The organism is Saccharopolyspora sp. NPDC002578 (genome assembly GCF_053592695.1).
Genome location: NZ_JBSFWJ010000054.1, coordinates 1 through 21,432, shown reverse-complemented (window position 1 = coordinate 21,432; position 21,432 = coordinate 1). Strand labels below are relative to the sequence as shown.

21 protein-coding genes are annotated in these 21,432 nt (G+C 71.5%); 13 read left to right on the top strand and 8 right to left on the bottom strand.

Annotation, left to right across the window (positions count from 1 at the left end):
- Positions 1 to 135 precede the first annotated feature (135 nt).
- From ACWD38_RS22490 to ACWD38_RS22455, 8 genes are all read left to right on the top strand, one after another.
- Complete coding sequence (locus tag ACWD38_RS22490) at positions 136 to 1,338, top strand: phosphoglycerate kinase (RefSeq protein WP_184478211.1); 1,203 nt, start codon at positions 136 to 138, stop codon at positions 1,336 to 1,338.
- Positions 1,338 to 2,123: a triose-phosphate isomerase gene (tpiA, locus tag ACWD38_RS22485; RefSeq protein WP_184478212.1), complete on the top strand. Its 786-nt coding sequence runs from the start codon at positions 1,338 to 1,340 to the stop codon at positions 2,121 to 2,123. The genes ACWD38_RS22490 and tpiA overlap by 1 nt, the downstream gene beginning before the upstream one ends.
- A gap of 305 nt (positions 2,124 to 2,428) precedes the next feature.
- Positions 2,429 to 2,662 (top strand): preprotein translocase subunit SecG, encoded by a 234-nt coding sequence (secG, locus tag ACWD38_RS22480; RefSeq protein WP_184478213.1) that lies wholly within the window; start codon positions 2,429 to 2,431, stop codon positions 2,660 to 2,662.
- 86 nt (positions 2,663 to 2,748) lie between these two features.
- Positions 2,749 to 3,090, top strand: coding sequence for an RNA polymerase-binding protein RbpA (locus tag ACWD38_RS22475; RefSeq protein ID WP_184478214.1), 342 nt, complete (start codon positions 2,749 to 2,751; stop codon positions 3,088 to 3,090).
- Between the two features lie 158 nt (positions 3,091 to 3,248).
- Positions 3,249 to 3,590 (top strand): Rieske 2Fe-2S domain-containing protein, encoded by a 342-nt coding sequence (locus ACWD38_RS22470; RefSeq protein WP_184478215.1) that lies wholly within the window; start codon positions 3,249 to 3,251, stop codon positions 3,588 to 3,590.
- A gap of 139 nt (positions 3,591 to 3,729) precedes the next feature.
- Positions 3,730 to 4,482 (top strand): hydrogenase nickel incorporation protein HypB, encoded by a 753-nt coding sequence (gene hypB, locus ACWD38_RS22465; RefSeq protein ID WP_450124833.1) that lies wholly within the window; start codon positions 3,730 to 3,732, stop codon positions 4,480 to 4,482.
- A gap of 187 nt (positions 4,483 to 4,669) precedes the next feature.
- Entirely contained in the window at positions 4,670 to 5,143 is a 474-nt protein-coding gene (gene rraA / locus ACWD38_RS22460) for a ribonuclease E activity regulator RraA (protein WP_184478217.1), read from the top strand.
- Positions 5,144 to 5,315: 172 nt separating this feature from the next.
- Positions 5,316 to 6,260, top strand: a complete 945-nt coding sequence (locus tag ACWD38_RS22455; RefSeq protein ID WP_184478218.1) for a phosphotransferase family protein — start codon at positions 5,316 to 5,318, stop codon at positions 6,258 to 6,260.
- Between the two features lie 7 nt (positions 6,261 to 6,267).
- On the opposite strand, the gene ACWD38_RS22450 is transcribed toward ACWD38_RS22455, so the two are convergent.
- The 7 genes from ACWD38_RS22450 to tkt all read right to left on the bottom strand — a co-directional run bounded on the left by ACWD38_RS22450 (position 6,268) and on the right by tkt (position 15,358).
- Positions 6,268 to 6,942, bottom strand: coding sequence for a pyridoxamine 5'-phosphate oxidase family protein (locus tag ACWD38_RS22450; RefSeq protein ID WP_450124832.1), 675 nt, complete (start codon positions 6,940 to 6,942; stop codon positions 6,268 to 6,270).
- A gap of 125 nt (positions 6,943 to 7,067) precedes the next feature.
- Positions 7,068 to 7,832, bottom strand: a complete 765-nt coding sequence (pgl, locus tag ACWD38_RS22445; protein WP_450124831.1) for a 6-phosphogluconolactonase — start codon at positions 7,830 to 7,832, stop codon at positions 7,068 to 7,070.
- Positions 7,829 to 8,821 carry a glucose-6-phosphate dehydrogenase assembly protein OpcA gene (gene opcA / locus ACWD38_RS22440; RefSeq protein ID WP_184478221.1) on the bottom strand — a complete coding sequence of 331 codons (993 nt, stop codon included), beginning with the start codon at positions 8,819 to 8,821 and terminating at the stop codon, positions 7,829 to 7,831. The genes pgl and opcA overlap by 4 nt, the downstream gene beginning before the upstream one ends.
- On the bottom strand, positions 8,818 to 10,353 hold the full coding sequence (gene zwf / locus ACWD38_RS22435) for a glucose-6-phosphate dehydrogenase (RefSeq protein WP_184478222.1): 1,536 nt from the start codon (positions 10,351 to 10,353) through the stop codon (positions 8,818 to 8,820). Before zwf ends, opcA begins: the two co-directional genes overlap by 4 nt.
- Entirely contained in the window at positions 10,350 to 11,984 is a 1,635-nt protein-coding gene (locus tag ACWD38_RS22430) for a glucose-6-phosphate isomerase (protein WP_450124830.1), read from the bottom strand. The genes zwf and ACWD38_RS22430 overlap by 4 nt, the downstream gene beginning before the upstream one ends.
- 159 nt (positions 11,985 to 12,143) lie before the next feature.
- Entirely contained in the window at positions 12,144 to 13,244 is a 1,101-nt protein-coding gene (gene tal, locus ACWD38_RS22425; protein ID WP_184478224.1) for a transaldolase, read from the bottom strand.
- A 14-nt stretch (positions 13,245 to 13,258) separates the two neighbouring features.
- Complete coding sequence (gene tkt, locus ACWD38_RS22420) at positions 13,259 to 15,358, bottom strand: transketolase (protein ID WP_343071302.1); 2,100 nt, start codon at positions 15,356 to 15,358, stop codon at positions 13,259 to 13,261.
- 719 nt (positions 15,359 to 16,077) lie between these two features.
- On the opposite strand from tkt, the gene ACWD38_RS22415 reads away from it, so the two are divergent.
- On the top strand, positions 16,078 to 16,962 hold the full coding sequence (locus ACWD38_RS22415) for a heme o synthase (RefSeq protein WP_221316305.1): 885 nt from the start codon (positions 16,078 to 16,080) through the stop codon (positions 16,960 to 16,962).
- A gap of 96 nt (positions 16,963 to 17,058) precedes the next feature.
- Positions 17,059 to 18,051 (top strand): DUF2157 domain-containing protein, encoded by a 993-nt coding sequence (locus ACWD38_RS22410; protein ID WP_184478227.1) that lies wholly within the window; start codon positions 17,059 to 17,061, stop codon positions 18,049 to 18,051.
- A 360-nt stretch (positions 18,052 to 18,411) separates the two neighbouring features.
- Here the strand turns inward: ACWD38_RS22410 and ACWD38_RS22405 are convergent, their stop codons facing one another.
- Complete coding sequence (locus ACWD38_RS22405) at positions 18,412 to 19,380, bottom strand: quinone oxidoreductase family protein (protein WP_184478228.1); 969 nt, start codon at positions 19,378 to 19,380, stop codon at positions 18,412 to 18,414.
- A 145-nt stretch (positions 19,381 to 19,525) separates the two neighbouring features.
- On the opposite strand from ACWD38_RS22405, the gene ACWD38_RS22400 reads away from it, so the two are divergent.
- The 3 genes from ACWD38_RS22400 to ACWD38_RS22390 all read left to right on the top strand — a co-directional run bounded on the left by ACWD38_RS22400 (position 19,526) and on the right by ACWD38_RS22390 (position 21,306).
- Positions 19,526 to 19,843: a hypothetical protein gene (locus tag ACWD38_RS22400; protein ID WP_184478229.1), complete on the top strand. Its 318-nt coding sequence runs from the start codon at positions 19,526 to 19,528 to the stop codon at positions 19,841 to 19,843.
- A gap of 38 nt (positions 19,844 to 19,881) precedes the next feature.
- Positions 19,882 to 20,715 (top strand): ATP-grasp domain-containing protein, encoded by an 834-nt coding sequence (locus ACWD38_RS22395; RefSeq protein WP_246456718.1) that lies wholly within the window; start codon positions 19,882 to 19,884, stop codon positions 20,713 to 20,715.
- Between the two features lie 99 nt (positions 20,716 to 20,814).
- Positions 20,815 to 21,306 carry a transcriptional regulator gene (locus ACWD38_RS22390; RefSeq protein ID WP_184478231.1) on the top strand — a complete coding sequence of 164 codons (492 nt, stop codon included), beginning with the start codon at positions 20,815 to 20,817 and terminating at the stop codon, positions 21,304 to 21,306.
- Positions 21,307 to 21,432 lie beyond the last annotated feature (126 nt).

Below are 21,432 nucleotides of genomic sequence, written 5' to 3'. Positions count from 1 at the left end.
GCCGCTGACAGGACGATGGTCGGCAAGGGCGGACGCTCGGGCGGCGGGCTCACGAGTTCGGGCTGTCGGAAGTTCGCTGAAGGTCCCGCATGAGCTTTGCTCGTGCGGGCCTTCTCTTTCATGTGAGGAGCAGACGTGAACAACCTCGACGATCTGCTGTCCGAAGGGGTCCGGGGGCGACGCGTGCTGGTGCGCGCCGACCTCAACGTTCCGCTGGACGGCGACAAGATCACCGACGACGGCCGGGTGCGGGCGTCGCTGCCGACGATCGAGAAGCTGACCGGGGCCGGTGCGCGGGTCGTCGTGACCGCCCACCTCGGCCGCCCGAAGGGCGAGCCCGACCCGCAGTTCTCGCTGGCCCCGGTGGCGCGCAGGCTCGGCGAGCTGCTGGGCACCGAGGTGCCGGTCGCCGGTGACGTGACCGGTGACTCCGCCCGTTCGGTGGTGGGCGGACTGGCCGACGGGTCGGTGGCGCTGCTGGAGAACGTGCGCTTCGACGCCCGCGAGACCAGCAAGGACGAAGCCGAGCGCGGCGCGTTCGCCCGCGAACTGGCCGACGTCGTCGGCGACGGCGCGGCGTTCGTGTCCGACGGCTTCGGCGTGGTGCACCGCAAGCAGGCCTCCGTCTACGACGTGGCGAAGCTGCTGCCGGGCTACGCGGGCGGCCTGGTGCTGTCCGAGGTGGACGTGCTGCGCACGCTCACCGGCGACCCGCGGCGGCCGTACGTGGTGGTGCTGGGCGGCTCCAAGGTCTCCGACAAGTTCGGCGTGATCGAGGCGCTGCTGCCGAAGGTGGACAAGCTGCTCATCGGCGGCGGCATGGCCTACACCTTCCTGGCCGCCCAAGGCCACCAGGTCGGTTCCTCGCTGCTGCAGAACGACCAGCTCGACGCGACCCGCGAACTGCTGGCGAAGCACGGCGACAAGCTGGTGCTGCCGGTGGACGTCGTGGTCGCCGACGCCTTCGCCGCCGACGCGAAGACCCAGGTGGTCGACGCCGACGCCATCCCCGAAGGCTGGATGGGCCTGGACATCGGCCCGCGCAGCGTGGAGCTGTTCGCCGAGACCCTGCGCGGCGCCGGGACCGTGTTCTGGAACGGGCCCGCGGGAGTGTTCGAGTTCGAGGCGTTCGCGGCCGGCACCCGCGGCGTGGCGCAGTCCATCGTCGACTCGGACGCGTTCAGCGTCGTCGGCGGCGGCGACTCGGCCGCGGCCGTGCGCAGCCTGGGCCTGCCCGAGGACGGCTTCTCGCACATCTCCACCGGTGGTGGCGCCTCGCTGGAGTTCCTGGAAGGCAAGGACCTGCCGGGCGTCGCGGTGTTGGAGGGGAACGACTGATGGCCAGAACTCCGCTGATCGCGGGCAACTGGAAGATGAACCTGAACCACCTCGAGGCGATCGCCCTGGTGCAGAAGGTCGCCTTCGCGTTGCCGGAGAAGTACTTCGCGAAGGTCGAGGTGGCGGTGATCCCGCCGTTCACCGACATCCGCAGCGTGCAGACCCTCATCGACGGCGACAAGCTGCTGCTCAAGCACGGCGCGCAGGACGTCTCCGAGCACGACTCCGGCGCCTACACCGGTGACGTGTCCGGGCCGATGCTGGCCAAGCTGGGCTGCTCCTACGTCGTCGTCGGGCACTCCGAGCGCCGCGAGTACCACGCCGAGACCGACGAGGTCGTGAACCGCAAGGTGCGGGCGACGCTGAAGAACGGCATGTCGCCGATCCTCTGCGTGGGCGAGCAGCTCGACGTCCGCGAATCCGGCGGGCACGTCGAGCACTGCACCGCGCAGCTGATCAACGCGCTCAAGGGCCTCAAGGCCGAGCAGATCCGCGAGGTCGTGGTGGCCTACGAGCCGGTGTGGGCCATCGGCACCGGCAAGGTCGCCACCGCCGCCGACGCGCAGGAGGTGTGCGCGGCGCTGCGGGCGGCGCTGGCCGAGAAGTACGGCAAGGAGATCGCCGACGTGGTCCGCGTGCTCTACGGCGGCTCGGTGAAGTCCAGCAACATCGGCGAGCTGATCGGCCAGACCGACGTCGACGGCGCGCTGGTCGGCGGCGCGAGCCTCAACGGCGACGAGTTCACCAAGCTCAGCGCCATGGCGGCCGGCGGCCCGCTGCCGTGATGACCTGGTCCGCGCGGCGTCGTCCGATCGACCCGCGCGGACCGGTACCCTCACCACCCGTGCCCGCTCGAAGAGCGGGTCCGGCCCTGGCCGGAGCCAACCGATTCACGATGGAACACCGGCGCTGCCGAGTCCTCGCGGACTGATCTTCGGTCGTTGTCCTGTCAGCGAGGGAGCCGCTGAGGTTCCGCTACCCGGACAACTGTCCAGATCATGCCGATAGGACCGCTAAGGCGGACGGCGGTCCACCGGATGAACGCCACCCGGTACTCTCGGTGGCGAACCGCTGTGTGAACGAGGACGTGATGAATCTAATCCTGCAGATCGGCCTGATCCTGACGAGCGTGCTGCTGGTGCTGCTGGTCCTGCTGCACCGGGCCAAGGGCGGCGGGCTCTCCTCGCTCTTCGGCGGCGGCATGCAGTCGAGCCTGTCCGGTTCCAGCGTGGCGGAGAAGAACCTGGACCGGATCACGATGGTGGTCATCGCGGTCTGGGTGATCTGCATCATCGGAACCGGGCTGCTGATCAAGATCGGTTGACGGTCCGGGCGAGCTGGCAGCGGTCAACCAACAGCGGCCGGCCGGTGGGCGGCCGGTCCTCCGTGCGGCTTGGTGGGTGAGAGTGCATGACTGGCGGTAACGCGATCCGGGGCACGCGCGTCGGCGCGGGCCCGATGGGCGAGACCGAGCGAGGCGAGTCGGCCCCGCGCAGGCGAGTTGACTACTGGTGCGCCAACGGCCACCACACGCGGCCGTTCTTCTCGATGGACGCCGAGGTCCCGGACGAGTGGGACTGCCCCCGTTGTGGTCTGCCCGCGGGCCAGGACGAGCAGAACCCGCCGGAGGCGCGGCGCAACGAGCCTTACAAGAGCCACTTGGCGTACGTCAAGGAGCGGCGCAGCGACTCCGACGGCTTGGCGATCCTCGAAGAGGCGCTGACCAAGTTGAAGGAGCGCCAGGGGCGCTGACGACGTCGTCCGCACGGGCGGGCCGGAGATCTCTCCGGCCCGCCCGTGCGCTGTTCTGCGGGCCCTCGGAGGGGTGGACATCGAGTTGTGCCCCGCGCCGGGGCGGTTTTAGCTTGGTCGCACCGCGTCACGGCGTCGTCGCAGGAAAGCAGGCCCGTATGGTGTCGTCCGAGGTCCACCCGCCCGCCGAATCGTGGGTGGAGGTGCCGGGAGTGTCGGACCTCGCGCAGGGGGAGATCGTCACCACCCGGGTCGCGGGGGAATTCATCGCCGTCTGCAATGCCGACGGGGTCGTGCGCGCCTTCCGCGACGAATGCCCGCAGTGCGCGTTGCCCATCGGGGGCGGGCGGTTGCTGGGCGAACTGTTGTGGTGCGCCGGATGCGTGGAACCTTTCGACGTGCCCGCGGGCGGTGTCGGCAGGAAGCGCGCGAGGCTGCGCCTCACCGCCAGGTCACTGACCGTTTCCGGCGGCACCGCGCGCATTGCTCTGTCCGCGTGATGTGTGCGCGATGCGCGTTTCGCAGGCCTTTCCGGTATGGAGAACCGTCCGGTTCTCTGCAACGATGAGATGATCTTTACCGCGTTGGGACGGATCCGCCGGAGTCCGCCTGGACGCCACACTGGAGGTGGAAGTGACCATGCGCGGTGGGTACGCAGCGGCGGGCCGCGCCGGGGTGCGGGTATCGGGACCGGACTTCCCCGAACCCGGCGGCGGGCCGGGGCGGTCCTGTTCGGACGGTTCGGTGCCGAGGCAGCGGGTCGCCGACGCGCTCGCCGAGCGGACCAGGGACTCGTTGGCACGCCGCAGGATTCTCGCTCTGAACCTGATGAGCTCGCCCGGTTCCGGGAAGACGACGCTGCTGGAGCGCACGCTGCGCGAGCTGGGCGCGACGATGTCCATCTCGGTCATCGAGGGCGACCAGGAGACCCACTTGGACGCCGATCGGCTGCGCGTCGCGGGCTGCCGGGTGGTGCAGATCAACACCGGTTCCGGCGGGCATCTGGACGCCGACATGGTCGACGAGGGATTGCGTTCGCTGCAGCCCGCCGGACGTTCTCTCGTGTTCATCGAGAACATCGGAAATCTCGCCGCTCCCGCGTTGTTCGATCTGGGAGAACATCATCGGGTGTTGATCGCTTCGGTCACCGAGGGCGAGGACAAACCGTTGAAGTATCCGCACGTATTCCGCAGCACCGATCTGGTGTTGCTGAACAAGACGGATCTGCTGCCGCATCTGGATTTCGACGTCGAGCGTTTCATCGCGCACGCGCAGCGGATCAATCCGCGGATCCGGGTGTTGCAGTTGTCCGCGAAGCGCGGTGACGGGCTCGCCGATTGGTGCGGCTGGCTGCGCGCGCACCACGGCGGCGCCGCTTCCGCCTCCGCCTGAGCTCGCCCGCCCGCGCGGGCTGTGGTGTTGCTCGCGTGTTCCCTCTCGCCCGATGATCGGGCGATACGCTCTGCCGAATCATGCTCCGAGCGCTTCGCCGCCCCTCCGCGGCGGTGGTGTCGCGCCGGAATCGGTTCGGCGCCCGGGGCGGCTCGCGGCGCCGAAGGCTCAGGCGAGGGAGATCGAAATGGACCTGTCGACCGCCGACCTCGCGGACCGCGAGGGCCCGGCCATCCGCAGCTGCGACGTGCAGTTCCGGCAGTACGGCGGGCGCGAGGCGTTCGCCGGGCGGATCCGCACGGTGACCTGCTTCCAGGACAACGCGCTGCTGAAGAAGATCCTCTCCGAGCCGGGGGAGGGCCAGGTGCTGGTGATCGACGGCGCGGCCTCGGTGCACACCGCGCTGGTGGGCGACCTGATCGCGGAGCTCGGCCGCTCCAACGGCTGGAACGGGATCGTCGTCAACGGCGCGGTGCGCGACACGGCGGTGCTGGCCGGCATGGACTTCGGGGTGAAGGCGCTCGGCTCCAACCCGCGCAAGAGCAGCAAGAACGGTGACGGCGTCGTCGACGACCCGGTGGAGATCGGCGGCGTGCGCTTCGTACCGGGTGAATACCTCGTGAGCGACCACGACGGCGTGGTCGTGCTCGCCGAACCGTGATCGGCGCGGAACCCCGGGCGGCACCGCCCGGGGTTCCGCCCGGAACGCGGAATGTCCGGTCCGGTTACGCGCGCGACATCTCCAGCGCCACCTGATAACCCGCCGGAAACCTGAACGTCGCGGCTTCGGCCACTCCCGGTCCTACCGTCCGGGGAGTGGGAAACGTGGCCGGATGAGCGCTGTTCGAGAGACGCCGAGTCCCGGTGAACCGCGGATCCGGCGCGCGGTGGACGCCGTCGCCGGGCGCCGGGACACCGGGTTCGAGCGAGCCGTGCGACCCGAACTCGGGCGGACCCGGTGGGCGGCCGAGCACGACTGCCTGGTCGTCGTCGGCGAGCAGGGTGAGTTGTTCGTGACCGTGCTGCTCGACGTGCTCACCGGCCTCGTCGACACCGAGCAGGTCGCGAAGACCGCCGCCGTCGCGCATTCCGCCGGGACCGCGCCCGCGGTGCGCGGCGTCGCCGCCGAGGCGGGCGCCATCGCCTACGAGCGGCTGCCGAGCACCTACCACCCGTTGCAGCCGCACCACCTGCGCGAACCGGAGGTCCTCGGCGCGGTCGCCGCCGTGAAGCGCGCGCTGCACCGCGGGCCGGCGATGCCGGTGGACCGGGACGTGTTCGACGAGGCCGAGCAGTGGGCGCGGCTCGCGATCGACGCGGGCGCGGACCTGCCCGCGGACTTCGGCTGGATGCGCGACCGGGTCCGCCGGATCGGCGCGGTGCTGCGCGCGGCGGGCCGCGACGTGCTGCCCTGCCACCGGGACGGCAGTCCGTCGAACGTGCTGCTCGGGCCGGGCAACGACGTGCGGCTGGTCGACTTCGACATCGCGGGCAACGCCGACCCGCACCACGACATCGCGGCGATGCTGGTGGAGACCTGCCAGCTCGACGACGAGTGGCGGCTGGCCGCGGAGATCATCGACGGCCGGCCCGACGAGCAGCGGTTGGCGCGGTACCGGCTCAACGCCATCGCCGACGACCTGGCGGTGGGCACCTGGGCGGTGCTGATCGGCGCGCGCGGCGCCGCCGGGTTCACCGGGTACGGCCAGTGGCGGCTGCTGCGCTGCCGCTACGCCCTGCGGCACCGCCTGCTCGACGGGTGGCTGCGCAAGGCGTGAGGCCGGGTCAGATCCGGCGGTCTGCGATGTGCGGCGGGACGGGGATGTCCGCGGCCAGGTCCGGAGCGGGAACCGGGGTGCCCCACCGGCTGTGCAGCGGGAGCAGGCCCGCCCAGGCGGGGGAGGAGAGCTCCGCCGGGTCGTCCGTGGGCGGGCCGGTGCGGGCCTTCACCGAAGCTTCGTCCAGCGGCAGCGCGAGCACCGTCACCGCCGCCAGTTCCTTGGCGTTCGGGACGCGGGCGTGGTCCCACGAACCGGGGGCGAGGTGGTCGGAGAGCACCCGCAGCGCGCGCTCCTTCTCCGCCGGATCCACCACCGGGCGCGGCCTGCCGTAGATCACGGCGCTGCGGTAGTTCATCGAGTGGTCGTTGAGCGTGCGCGAGTACACGACCGCGTCGAGCAAGGTGACGGTCACGCACACCTCGGGTTCCTCCCCGGCCGCGAGCATGCTGCGCGCTCCGCTGGAACCGTGCAGGTAGAGCACGTCGCCGTCCCGGCCGTACCCGGTGGGAAGCACCTGCGGGTGGCCGTCGAGGACCAGGCCGAGGTGGCAGATCAGGCCCGCGTCGAGGACCTCGTGCAGGCGCGCGCGGTCGGTGCCCGCGCGGTCCTTCTTGCGCCCCAGGGTGGTGCGGGGCGTCGTGGACAGGGGCGGAGCGGGGGAGGCGGTCGGCTCGGTCATGCGACCATCCTCCGAGCGGAAGTGGCCGTCTCCAAGGTCCAATTTCCGAAGCAATCGGAAGGCCACTCAAGACAACGGGCCGTTCGCCCCGATCGAGGCGAACGGCCCGCGTGCCGTGGGACGTGTCAGTTCCGGTGCGGAACCTGCGCCGCCGCGGCCGTGTCCAGCAGCCACACCGTCCGTTCCCGGCCGAGCGCTCCGGCGGCCGGGATGGCGTCCGCCTCCGCTCCGCCCAGCGCCTCGGCGACCGGCTCGGCCTTCGCCGCACCCGTCGTCATCAACCAGACCTCCGCGGCCGAGCGGATCGTCGGCAGCGTCAGCGAGATCCGCGTCGGCGGCGGCTTCGGGCAGTCGTGCACGCCCACGACCGCCCGCTGGGCCTCCCGGACGTACGGCGTGGCGGGGAACAGCGAAGCCGTGTGCCCCTCCTCGCCGACGCCGAGCAGCACCACGTCGAACCGCGGCACCGGGAAGTCGGCGGCCGGGTCGGCGGTCGTGGCCAGCAGTTCCGCGTAGTGCGCGGCCGCCGCGTCGGCGTCTTCGCCGAACTTGCCGTCGGACGGGGCCATCGGGTGCACCCGGGCCGGATCGACGCCCACGTGGTCGAGCAGCGCCGAGCGGGCCTGGGTCTCGTTGCGGTCCGGATCGCCGTCCGGCAGGAACCGCTCGTCGCCCCAGTACACGTCGACGTTCGCCCAGTCGACGGCGTCGCGGGCGGGGGAGAGCCGGACCTGGTCGAGCACGCCGATGCCGGTGCGACCGCCGGTGAGCACCACCGAGGCCGTCCCGTGCGCGGCCTGCGCGTCCACGATCCGGGTGATCAACCTGGCGGCGGCGGCCGCCGCCAGGACTTCGCCGTCGCGGTGCACGACGACCTGGTGTCTGGTCATGCGTCGCCTTCCGCCTGCTCCTGCGTCGAACCGTCCTGCTCCGCCCGCGGCGGCTCGGGGTCCGGTTCGTCGGTGCGCCGGATACCGCCGAGCCCGCCCAGCGTCACTTCGTAGATCTCGTCCGGGTCGAGCCGCCGCAGCTCCTCGGCCAAGCAGTCCCGGACCTCCCTGCGGTGCAGCGCGATTCGGCGGTCCGGCTGACCAGGCTGGGTCAGCGTGCCCACCTTGCCGTCCGGGCGGACGATCTTGACCGAGCCGGAGGGACGCCGCAGTTCGGCCGAGACGATGCCCGGCCCGCGCGGGTGCTCCACCCGCTGCACCGGGACCTCCAGGTAGGCGCCGAGCCACGCGGCCAGCAGGTCCGTCGACGGCGATCCGGCGGCACCGGTGACGACCGCGCTGGTCACCGCCTCGTACGGCGGCAGGTCCAGCGCCGCGGTGAGCATCGCGCGCCACGACGTGAGCCGGGTCCACGACAGGTCCGTGTCACCCTCCACGTAGGACTCGAGGCGGGACTGCAGGAACCGGATCGGGTCGGGCTCCGCCGCGGCGTCGGTGATCCGGCGGTGCGACAGCAGCCCGATCGGGTCCTTCGCGGGGACTTCCGGAGCCTCGGTGGGCCACCAGGCCACGACCGGCGCGTCCGGCAGCAGCAGCGGCACCACCGAACCGGCGCCCTCGTCGGCCAGCGCGCCGTAGAGGCGCAGCACCACGACCTCCGAGGCACCCGCGTCCCCGCCGATGCGGATCTGCGCGTCCAGCCGCGGCGCGGCCTCCTTCGAGCCCCGCGCCACCACGATCACCCGCGCCGGGTGTTCCCGGCTGGCGTCGTTGGCGGCCTGGATGGCCTTCTCGGTCTCCGTGCCGTCACCGGTGACGATCACCAAGGTGAGGACTCGGCCGAGCGCGACCGCACCACCGGTCTCGCGCAGCTCGACCATCTTCTTGTTGACCTGCGAGGTGGTGGTCGAGGGCAGGTCGATGATCACGGTCGCCTCCAGACGCGTCCGGTGCGGGCCATCATGGCGTCCGCGGAAGGCGGACCCCACGTCCCGGCCTTGTAGTTCTCCGGCGCTCCGCGCGCCGCCCAGTGGTCCAGCACCGGGTCGAGGATCTTCCAGGACTGCTCGACCTCGGCGTTGACCGGGAACAGCGACGGCTCGCCCAGCAGCACGTCCAGGATCAGCCGCTCGTAGGCCTCCGGGGACGACTCGGTGAACGCGTGGCCGTAGCCGAAGTCCATCGTCACGTCCCGCACCTCCATCGAGGTGCCGGGGACCTTCGAGCCGAAGCGCATCGTCACACCCTCGTCCGGCTGCACCCGGATGACCAGGGCGTTCTGGCCCAGTTCCTCGGTCATCGTGTCGTCGAAGGGCAGGTGCGGGGCGCGCTTGAACACCACGGCGATCTCCGTGACGCGACGGCCCAGCCGCTTGCCGGTGCGCAGGTAGAACGGCACCCCGGCCCAGCGCCGGCTCTCCACTTCGAGGGTGATCGCCGCGTAGGTCTCGGTGATCGAGTCGTCGGCGAAGCCGCCCTCCTCGTGCAGGCCCGGCACCAGCGAACCGCCCTGCCAGCCGCCGGTGTACTGCCCGCGCGCCGTCGTCTCGTCGAACGGGCCGACGGGCTTGGTCGCCGAGAGCACCTTCAGCTTCTCCGCGCGCAGGTCCTGCGGGGCGAAGCTCACTGGCTCCTCCATCGCGGTCAGCGCCATCAGCTGCAGCAGGTGGTTCTGGATGACGTCGCGCGCGGCGCCGATGCCGTCGTAGTACCCGGCCCGGCCGCCCAGTCCGATGTCCTCGGCCATCGTGATCTGCACGTGGTCGACGTAGTGGGCGTTCCACAACGGCTCGAACAGCTGGTTCGCGAAGCGCAGCGCCAGGATGTTCTGCACCGTCTCCTTGCCGAGGTAGTGGTCGATGCGGAACACCGAGTCCTCGGGGAACACCTCGTTGACGATCTTGTTGAGGTGCTGGGCGCTCTCCAGGTCGTGCCCGAACGGCTTCTCGATGACCACTCGCCGCCACTGGTCCGGGGACTGGTCGGTCAGCCCGGAGCGGGACAGCTGGGTCAGCACCGTCGGGAACGCCGACGGTGGCACCGACAGGTAGAAGGCGTGGTTGCCGCCGGTGCCGCGCTCCTTGTCGAGCTGCTTGACGGTCTCGGCGAGCCGGTCGAACGCCTCCGGGTCGTCGAAGGAGCCCGGCACGAAGCGGATGCCCTCCGCCAGCCGGTCCCAGACCGACTGGTGGAACGGCGTGCGCGCGTGCTCCTTGACCGCCTCGTAGACGACCTGCATGAAGTCCTGGTCCTCCCAGTCCCGGCGGGCGAAGCCGGTCAGGGCGAACCCCGGCGGCAGCAGCCCCCGGTTGGCCAGGTCGTAGATGGCGGGCATCAGCTTCTTGCGGGACAGGTCCCCGGTCACGCCGAAGATCGTCAAGCCGGACGGCCCGGCGATCCGCGGCAGCCGCTTGTCGCGCGGATCCCGCAGCGGATTGCGCGGCAGGTCTCGGGAGCTCACGCTCCACCCCTCTCTTCGTGCAGGTCCTGGACGGCCTTGACCAGTTCGACCAGACCGGCGGCCCGGTCGGTCAGGTGCAGCCGCAGCACCGGACGGCTGTGCTGCACCAGCACCTGCCCGTCGCCCAGCGCCTGGGCCCGCTGCAGGCCGGCCAGGGCGTAGGGCCGCTCCGGGACGTCCAGGTCGTCCTCGGGTTCACCGGTGATCTGCAGGAACGCGCCGTTCTGGTGGCCGCCCTTGTGGTACTGGCCGGTGGAGTGCAGGAATCGCGGACCCCAGCCGAAGGTCGTCTGCAGCCCGGTGCGGCGCGCCAGCTCCGGGCGCAGCAGCGCGGCGGAGGCGTCGTCGAGGCGGTCCAGGTAGGCCTGCACCGCGAGGTAGCCGGTGCTCGGCGCGGACTTGACGAACGCGCGCAGCGCCTCGGTCACGGTGCCCACGCCCGCGCTGAACCAGTCGCCGGAGGCGTAGACCTCGATGGAGCCCGACACCAGCGCCGGGGTCACCACCGGGCCGCCGTCGGGGCCGTCGAGCAGCGCGCGGGCGGCCTTCTTCGCGGCCTCCACGTCGGGCTGGTCGAACGGGTTGATGCCGAGCAGCTTGCCGGCCAGCGCCGTGGCGAACTCCCACAGCAGGAACTGGGCCCCCAGCGGGCCGGTGGTCACCAGCTGCGCGCCGTCGACGGCACCGCCGACGGCGATGGTCGTGGCGTCGCGGCCCGCGTCGGCGAAGCCGGGGGCCTGCGGGTTCTCCACGACCACGGGCAGCAGGCCGATGCCCTGCTTGCCGGTGGACTCGGCGATGAGCTGCTCGGCCCAGTCGCCGAAGCCGGGGATGCCGGAGCCGCCGTCGGCCAGCACCAGCTTCTCGGCGCCGCGCTCGTGCGCCGCGGCCCACGCCGCGGCCAGCTCGATCGCCGGGTTCGTCTCGGTGTCAGCGCTGACCAGGTCGAACGCGGCAGCGGCCTCGTCGAGCAGGCCCGCGATGTCCGCGCCGGCGAGCCCGGCAGGGACCAGGCCGAACGCGGTCAGCGCGGAGTAGCGGCCGCCCACGTTCGGGTCGGCGGTGAACACCCGGCGGTAGCCGGCCTCCCGCGCGGTCGTCTCCATCGGTGACCCAGGGTCGGTCACCACCACGATGCGGGTAGCCGGATCGATTCCGTTCGCGGAAAAAGCCGCCTCGAAGATGCGGCGGTGGCTGTCGGTCTCGACGGTGTTGCCCGACTTCGACGACACGACCAGCACGGTGCGGTCCAGGTCGCCGGACAGGGCGTCACCGACCTGACCCGGGTCGGTGGTGTCCAGCACCGTCAGCGGCACACCGGCGGTCGCGGCGATCACCTCGGGCGCCAGCGACGAACCGCCCATGCCCGCGAGCACGACCCGGTCCACGCCGTCGGCGTGCAGCTCCGCGCGCAGCGCGTCGATCTCCGCGAGCAGCGGGCGGGAGCTCTCGTGCAGCGTGGTCCAGGAAAGCCGGATCGACGCTTCGCTCTCGGCCTCCGGACCCCACAGCGTGGCGTCACCGGCCGCGAGGGCGCTCGCCGCCTTGTCCGAGGTCAGCCGCTCGGCCAGCGGACGAGCCTCCCCTGCCAGCCCCTCGTCTGCGATCTCGACTGAAGTTTCGGTTGCCATCTGCTTCCTTGTGTCTAGGGGATGGGCGGCGTTGGCGGTGAGCGGTCCGGCCACCACCGCGGGTGCACCGACCGGCCACAGCACCCGGGGCACGCGCGTTCCGCAGAACGACGCGTGCCCCGAGCCAGGCGCGGGGCACACCCGCGGTGGACCAGCCGACTACTTGGCCTGGTCGAGCTGCTCGCGCACAGTGTCGAGCAGCTCCTCCCAGGATTTCTCGAACTTTTCGACGCCCTCGCGCTCCAGCACCGCGAACACGTCGTCGAGGTCGATGCCCGCCGCGGTCAGGTCGTCGAACACCTGCTGCGAGGCGTCCTTGGTGCCGCTGACCTGGTCACCGTCCACCTGAGCGTGGTCGGCGGTGGCGAACAGCGTCGCCTCCGGCATGGTGTTGACCGTGTTCGGCGCCACCAGCTGGTCGACGTAGCGGGTGTCGGAGTACGACGGGTCCTTCACGCCGGTCGAGGCCCACAGCGCGCGCTGCGGCTTCGCGCCGGACGCGGCCAGCGCCTGGAAGCGGTCGGAGGAGAAGACCTCCTCGTAGGCCGCGTAGGCCAGCCGGGCGTTGGCGATGGCCGCCTTGCCCTGCAGGTCCTGGCCGCCCTCGATGCCCTCCAGCCGCTTGTCGATCTCGCTGTCCACGCGGGACACGAAGAACGACGCGACCGAGGCGATGGTGCTCAGCTCGTGGCCGTTGGCCTTGGCCTGCTCCAGGCCGGCCAGGTACGCGTCCATCACGTCCCGGTAGCGGTCCACGGAGAAGATCAGCGTCACGTTCACGCTGACGCCCTCGGCCAGCACCCGGGTGATCGCGGGCAGGCCCTCGACCGTCGCCGGGATCTTGACCATCAGGTTCGGCCGGTCCACGGCCTTCCACAGCTCGAGCGCCTCGGCGACCGTGCGGTCGGTGTCGTGCGCCAGGCGCGGGTCCACCTCCAGCGAGACCCGGCCGTCGTCGCCCGCCTCGTAGACGTTGCGGAAGACGTCGGCGGCGTCGCGCACGTCCTTGGTGGTCAGCTCGCGGACGGTGTCGTCCACGCTGGCACCGCGGGCGGCGAGCTCACGCACCTGGTCGTTGTAGTCGGCCGCGTTCGACAGCGCCTTCGCGAAGATCGTGGGGTTGCTGGTGACGCCCACGACCGCGTAGTCGTTGATCAGCTCGGTCAGGTTGCCGGACGTGATCCGCTGGCGGGACAGGTCGTCCAGCCAGATCGCCACGCCCGCCTGGCTGAGCGCGGTGAGGTTCTGGTTGTTCGTCACTGGGATACCTCCACTCACGCGTGGGAGCGCGCGTTCTCCAGGCTCCGCCGGGCGGCGTCGACGACCGCCTCGGTGGTGAAGCCGAACTTCTCGAACAGGGTCTTGTAGTCCGCCGAGGCGCCGAAGTGCTCGATCGAGACGTTCTCGCCGAGGTCACCGGTGAACCGGTGCCAGGACTGGGCGATCCCGGCCTCGACGGACACGCGGGCGCGCACCGACGGGGGCAGCACCTGCTGGCGGTAGGCCTTGTCCTGCCGGTCGAACCACTCGACGCACGGCATCGACACCACACGAGTGGCAACGCCGTCGGCCTCCAGGATCTTCCTGGCCTCGACGGCCAGCTGAACCTCGGAACCCGTGGCGATGATCACCAGCTCGGGGGTGCCGGAGGACGCCTCGGTCAGCACGTAGCCGCCCTTGGCGACGCCCTCGGCGTCGGTGCCCTCCAGCGTCGGCACGCCCTGGCGGGTCAGCGCCAGCCCGGCGGGGGCGGTGGTGTCCTCCAGCACGGCCTTCCACGCGAACGAGGTCTCGTTCGCGTCCGCCGGGCGCACCACGGACAGGCCGGGGATGGCGCGCAGCGAGGACAGCTGCTCGATCGGCTGGTGCGTCGGGCCGTCCTCGCCCAGACCGATCGAGTCGTGCGTCCACACGTAGATCGTCGGCGCCTTCATCAGCGCCGCGAGCCGCACCGCGGGACGCATGTAGTCGCTGAAGATCAGGAAGGTGCCGCCGTAGGGACGGGTGCCGCCGTGCAGCGCGATGCCGTTGAGGATCGAGCCCATGGCGTGCTCGCGGACGCCGAAGTGCAGCGTGCGGCCGTACGGCTGGGCGTTCCACGAGTTGGTGGAGATGTGCGCGGGGCCGAACGAGTCGACGCCCTTCATCGTGGTGTTGTTGCTCTCCGCCAGGTCGGCGGAACCGCCCCACAGCTCCGGCAGCACGTCGGCCAGCGCGGCCAGCACCTCACCGGAGGCCTTGCGGGTGGCGACGCCCTTGCCGTCGGCCTCCCACGTCGGCAACTTCTCGTGCCAACCGGCGGGCAGCTCGCGGACGCGGATGCGGTCCAGCAGCGCCTTGCGCTCCGGGTTCGCCGCGGCCCACGCGTCGAAGCCCTGCTGCCACTCGGCGTGCGCGGCCTGGCCGCGGTCGACGACCTTGCGGGCGTGCGCGAGGACCTCGTCGGAGACCTCGAAGGTCTTGTCCGGGTCGAAGCCCAGCGCGTTCTTGATGCCGGTGATCTCGTCGCCGCCCAGCGCGGCGCCGTGCGCCTTGCCGGTGTTCATCTTCGTCGGCGCCGGGAAACCGATCACGGTGCGCAGCACGATCAGCGTCGGCTGGTCCGGCTTGCCCTTGGCCGCGTCCAGCGCGTCCAGGATGCTGGCCACGTCCTCGCCGCCGTCGACGGTCACCACGTGCCAGCCGTAGGCCTCGTAGCGCTTCGCGGTGTCCTCGGACAGCGCGATCCTGGTGTCGTCCTCGATGGAGATCTCGTTCGCGTCGTAGATCACCGTGAGGTTGCCCAGCTGCTGGGTGCCCGCCAGCGAAGAAGCCTCGGAGGTCACGCCCTCCTCGATGTCACCGTCGGAGGCGATCACGTAGATCTGGTGGTCGAACAGGCTCTCGCCCGGGGCCGACTCCGGGTCCAGCAGGCCGCGCTCGCGGCGGGCGGCGATGGCCATGCCGACGCCGTTGGCGAGCCCCTGGCCCAGCGGGCCGGTGGTGGTCTCGACGCCGGGCGTGTGCCAGTACTCCGGGTGACCGGGGGTCTTGGAGTCCCAGGTGCGCAGCGCCTTGATGTCGTCCAGTTCCAGCCCGTACCCGGACAGGAACAGCTGGAGGTACAGCGTCAGGCTGGAGTGGCCGGCGGACAGCACGAAGCGGTCGCGGCCGATCCAGTCGGCGTCGGTGGGGTCGTGCCGCATGACGCGCTGGAACAGCGCGTAGGCGGCGGGGGCCAGGCTCATGGCGGTGCCTGGGTGCCCGCTGCCGCATTTCTCGACCGCGTCGGCGGCCAGCACCCGGACCGTGTCCACGGCGCGCTGGTCCAACTCGGTCCAGTCTGCGGGCAGTCGCTTGGTGGTCAAGCGGGCAAGATCGTCGGTGACGGACACGGACGCAGCTCCAAGTTTCAATCGAAGCGGTCCTTCGCGGCTCCGGCGCGTCGCCCGCTGACCCGGACCGATTCGGACCGCAGTTATCCCTCGTCCAGCGGGCAGCCTAGCCGTGACCCCGTAGGCACGCGGCGGCCCGCCTGAATTGATGCGGTCCCCCACCGGGGTGAGAGGATCGCGGGTCGGCCGACCATCGTGGGCGGTGACCCCTCGCCGTTCGCCGGAACGCCTTCCGCGCAGCCGACCCGCCGGTGCCGCGCTCGTTCCCGAGCCCGCCGACAGATGCCCCGTGCGCTGCGCGGGAGCGGAGCCGTGCGCTGCGGTTCTCGCCGCGCGCGGCGAACCCCGGCCGGGACGACGCGGCGCCGATGGCCGACGTCGACCGCGCTGCGCGTCCGACGGCTCACCCCACGGTACCGGCGCGGCGCGGCGCCCGGGCGTCGGCGTGCGCGCGGGCGCGAGGCAGGACCCTGCGGAGGGCCGCGGGGCGTAGCGCGCCTACTATTCAGGGCGGTCGGCCGCCGTCGTTCCGGCCGGTCACCCGAGCTGACTAGGAGTCTCATGCCTTCGGTGCGCTTCGCTTTGGGCGGACACCCCGGCGCGGCCCCGGCCGCGCTCCCCGGCGGCACGGCGCTCGAGGTGGCGTGCGGAGCGGCCTCGTGACCACCACCGACACCACCGCGGCCGAGCCCCGGCAGCACGCGACCCGCCCCGGCGACCTGCTCAAGGCCTACCTCGGGCTGCTGAAACCGCGCGTCATCGAACTGCTGCTGGTCACCACCATCCCGGCGATGCTGCTGGCCGAACGCGGCATCCCCTCGCCGTGGCTGGTGCTGTCCACGCTGATCGGCGGCACCATGGCCGCGGGCAGCGCCAACGCGCTCAACTGCGTGGCCGACGCCGACATCGACCAGGTCATGCAGCGCACCCGCGCCCGGCCGCTGGTCCGCCACACCGTCTCGAACCGGCACGCGCTGATCTTCGGCGTCGTGCTGGGCCTGGGATCGTTCGGCTTCCTCTGGGCCACCACGAACCTGCTGGCCGCGGTGCTCGCCGTCGCCACGATCCTGTTCTACGTCCTGATCTACACCCTGGTCCTCAAGCGCCGCACCGCGCAGAACATCGTCTGGGGCGGTGCCGCGGGCTGCATGCCGGTCGTGATCGGCTGGGCCGGGGTGACCGGCCGGGTGGACTGGCCCGCGCTGGTCATGTTCGGGATCATCTTCTTCTGGACGCCACCGCACACGTGGGCGCTGGCGGTGAAGTACAAGGCCGACTACGAGCGCGCGGGCGTGCCGATGCTGCCCGTCGTGGCCGAGCCCTCCTACGTGTCCCGGCAGATCGTCGCCTACAGCTGGCTGATGGTGCTGTGGACGCTGCTGCTGGCCCCGGCGACGGGATGGCTCTACACGGCGTTCGCCGTGGCCTCCGGCGCCTGGTTCCTGTGGCTGGCGCACCGGCTGCACACCGCGACCAAGCGCGGCGAACCCACCAAGCCGATGCGGCTGTTCCACATGTCCAACACGTACCTGATGATCGTGTGCGTGGCGCTCGCGGTGGACTCCGCGCTCGGCCTGCCGATCCTGGGCTGGCCCTGGTCCTGACAACCCGGCACGGCCTCGGCGCCGTCCCCGAAGTGCGAGTGCGCCCTACCGTCCTGTGAGACGGTCGGGTGAAGATCACCGACGGAGGGATGGACGATGAGCGCGGAACTGCCCCCGCGGCAGCGGCGGGCGTTGGAACGCCTCGTGGAACGCGGCACGCTCACCACCGAGCAGAGCGAAGCGGTGGCGGCGGAGCTGTCGGCCGACACCGCACCGCAGCGCCCCGGCGGACTCTGGGAAGTGCTCGGATACGCGGGCGGAGCCCTGGTGCTCGGCGGCGCGTCCCTGCTGCTCGGCATGTCGTGGGAAGACCTCTCCCGAACGGCCCGGGTGGGGATGCTGGCCGCGGCCACCGCGCTGCTCGTCGCGGCCGGGATCTTCATCGCCCGATCGCCGCGCGGCGTGCGCGCGCTCGCGGTGACCGAGCCGTCCCGGCGCAGCCGCATCGTGGCCGTGCTGTTCGCGCTCGCATCCGGGACGACGGCCATGGCCGTCGGCTCCGGGCTCGACCACCTCGACTCGCTGAACGTGGCGATGGTCGCCACCGGCGCGGGACTGCTGGTGGCGGCCGTCGCCTGCGCCGCGCTGCCCTCGGTGCCCGGACTGCTCGCCACCGGCGGCTTCGCGTACGGATTCGTGCTGTCGCTGCCCGGCGACTGGATCGGCGGCGAACAGATCCCCGAAATGGTGCTGCTCATCGCGCTCGGCGCGGCGTGGGCGGCGCTGAGCGCGGGCGGCATCCTCGAACGCCCCGCCCGAGACCGCGCCGGGCGGATCCGGCGCGAAGTGGGCTTCGGGATCGGCGCGGCCACCGCGCTCTCCGGCGCGCAATGGACCGTCATCGGACACCAGTCGTGGAGCTACGCCACGACCTTCGTGCTCGCCGTGCTGTGCTTCGCCGCGTTCCTGCGGCTGCGCTCCACCGTCCTGCTCGTGTTCGGCGTGCTCGGCGTGACCGTCGCCGTCCCCGAAGCGCTCTACGACTGGACCGGAGGAGCCCTGGGCGGCCCGCTCATCGTGCTGCTCGTAGGAGCAGTACTACTGACCACCGGCGGCCTCGGCCTCCGCTTGCGGAATCGCTTGGGGTGATTGCTGGGGTCGTTCTGCTTGGGTGGTTGGGTAGCGGAACCTCAGGTGGCTTCTCGCTGCGGGATCTTTTTCCCGAGTGGCTCCGCCACTAGGGAAAAAGCCGTCCTCGCGAGAAGACACCTGAGAACCCGCCGGTGAGGGCTTTGTGACGTGGGCTATGTGCTTCGCACATACAGGCACGGCTACGCCGCGAGGCGGGCTTGCTTCGCAGCCCGCTGCACGGCTTCGCCGCAGAGCACGGCCTTCGGCCGCGAAGCAGGCCCGCTTCGCCGGTGGCGTACGTGAGAAATCGATCCCGTGGCGAGGGAGCCGCTGAGGTTCCGCTACCCGAGCCGCTATGCAGGTCGTTCTGGAAGGGGATCAGAGGAGGAGCAGGAGTTTTCCGGTGCTGCGGCGGGATTCCAGGTCCTCGTGGGCTTGGCGGGCCTGGTTCAAGGGGTAGGTGCCGCCGATGCGGACGTCGAGGTCGGAGGACTTGATCGCGGCGAAGATCTCGCCTGCTCGCCAGTCGAGCTCCTCCCTGCTCAGGATGTGGTGCGCGAGGGACGGGCGGGTGAGGAAGACCGAGCCCGCCGAGTTCAGGCGCTGCGGGTCCACCGGCGGGACCGGGCCGCTGGAGGCGCCGAAGAGGGCGAGCGTGCCGCGGGGGCGCAGGACCGCGAGGCTGCCGTCGAAGGTGTCCTTGCCGACGCCGTCGTAGGCCACGTCCACGCCGCGCCCATCGGTGAGGTCCCGGACCTCCTCGGCCACGTCCGCCTCGGTGTAGCGGATGATCTCGTCCGCACCGGCGGCGCGGGCCAGCTGCTCCTTCTCCGCGGTGGACACGGTGCCGATCACGTTGCCGCCCCGGGCCTTGATCAGCTGGGTCAGCAGCAGCCCGACCCCGCCCGCCGCCGCGTGCACCAGCGCCGTCTCGCCCGCGCGCACGGGATGGGTGGACGAGACCAGGAAGTGCGCCGTCATGCCCTGCAGCATCGCCGCGGCGGCGGTCCGCTCCTCGACGCCGTCCGGGATGCGCACCGCGTTGCGCGCGGGCACCGCGGCGCGTTCCGCGTATCCGCCGGGCGACATCGCCCACGCGACCCGATCGCCGGGGGAGAACCCGGTGACGTCCGGGCCGACCTCGCGAACCGTGCCCGCGCCCTCCACGCCGGGGGTGAACGGCAACGGCACCGAATACAGCCCGCTGCGCTGGTAGGTGTCGATGAAGTTCACCCCGGCCGCGGCGACCTCCACCAGCAGCTCACCGGATTGCGGAGCCGGCTGGTCGAGCTCGGCGGACTCCAGCACTTCCGGTCCGCCGTGGGCCGGTATCCGGATCGCGCGCATGCGTGCCTCCCTGCGTTCGTCGTTCGCACCGGCGGCGGAAACGCCACCGGGCCGGCCCCCACTCTCGCAGGAGCGCGCCCGCGCGGCGGTGGCCTGGGTAACTGTTCCGCCCCCAGCGTCGGGGTCGTTGTCTAGGATCACCCGCATGGCAGCCGACAACGAGACCGAGCAGACCACCGCCCCCTCGCCGAAGGCGGTCGCCACGGCGAAGGCGTTCGCGCTGGCGCACGGCGGCTCCGCCCTCGCCGTCGTGGAGAACATCGGTCAGGCGGGCGCTCGGCTCGTGCTGATCGGCGAGGACGGCGCGCTCGGCGACGTGCTCGTCACCGACGTCGCCGCCGGTGAGGCCGTCATCGAGGCCGTCGAGCAGCTCACCGCCAGCGAATGGGACGGCGAGACGACCGCCGCGCTGCAGATCGGCCCGGCGCACCGCCGCAAGATGGCCGGCCCGCGCGCCCGGTGAGGCCCGGCGCCCGAGTCCTGCTCGCGAGCTGCGCGGAGTTGCCGCGCTCCGGCGCCGACGAGGACGACCTGCCGGACGTGCTCGCCGGGATCGGCGTGACCGCGCAGTGGGCTCCCTGGGACGACCCGGCCGCCGCGTTCGGCGAAGCCGACCTCGTGGTGCTGCGCAGCACCTGGGACTACCCGCTGCGGCGCAAGGAGTTCCTCGGCTGGTGCGACTCGGTGCCCGCGCTGGCGAACCCGGCCGGGGTGGCGCGCTGGAACACCGACAAGACCTACCTCGCGGACCTGGCCGAGCGCGGTGTCCCGGTGGTGCCGACCGAACTGATCCGGCCCGGAGAGCCGTTGCGGTCGCCGTGGCCGGACGTCGACTTCGTGCTCAAACCCTCGGTGGGGGCGAGTTCGCGGGGCGCCGCGCGGTTCGCGCCGGGCGAGTTCGATTCGGCCGTCGCGCACCTCGCCGGGCTGCACGCTAACGACCAGCGAGTGCTCGTGCAGCCCTACCAGCGCGCCGTCGACCGGGAAGGGGAGACGGCGCTGGTCTTCTTCGGCGGGACCTATTCGCACGCGTTCGTGAAGGGCGCGATGCTCCCGGATTCGGCAGTGCCGGACACGGCGCCGGGGGAGCGGTTCGGCGTGCGGCCGGACCCGGCGCTGCGCCGCGCCGCGGAGGACGCGATGGACGCCGCCGCCGGGTTGCACGGCCTGCGCCGCGCGGACCTGCTGTACGCGCGGGTCGACGTCGTGCGCGGCGACGACGGCGCACCGCTGCTGCTCGAACTGGAGCTCACCGAGCCGTCGCTCGGTTTCGCGCAAGCCGACCCCGGCGCCAAGGCGCGCTTCGCGTCCGCCGTGCGCGCCGCCCTGCGCTGAGCACGACCTCCGATCGGCGAGCGTGTCGGGGTGGATTTCCGCTTCTCCGGCGTTTATGTTTTCAGCAACGGTTGAAGTCGATCAGTCGGAGGCACTGAGGTGACCGAGTACGCGCAGCGCACCGATCGTCCGGCGATGTCCGAGTGGATCGAGCAGATGGCCGCGCACTTCGAAGCCACCGAAGGCATGCCGCTGATCGCCGGGCGGATCCTCGCGTTCCTGCTGATCTGCGACCCGCCGGAGCGCACCGCCGCGGAGCTCTCGCACGGGCTCAACGCCAGCAGCGGCTCCATCAGCACCAACGTCCGACTGCTGCTGCGGCTCGGAGTGATCTCCAAGACGACCCGGCAAGGCCGCGAAGCCGCGCTGTACCGCGTCGAGGAGCAGCGCTGGCCGGAGCTGGTGCGGCACCGCATGCAGCAGGTCACCGGGCTCGAACAGCTCACCGAAGAAGGTCTGCGCATGTTCAGCGGGCAAGGCGAACGTGCCCGCAGGCTGCGCACCGTCCACGAGTTCTACAAATGGCTCGCAGGCGAAATGCCCGAACTCTGGCAGCGCTGGGAACGCGAACGACGTGGTCATCGGTTCTGACCCGCGCGGTCGTTTTGCTTTGGTGGTCATTTAGCGGAACCTCAGCGTTCTTCTCGCTGCGGGATCTTTTTCCCAAGTGGCTCCGCCACGAGGGAAAAAGCTGTCCTCGCGAGAAGAACGCTGAGA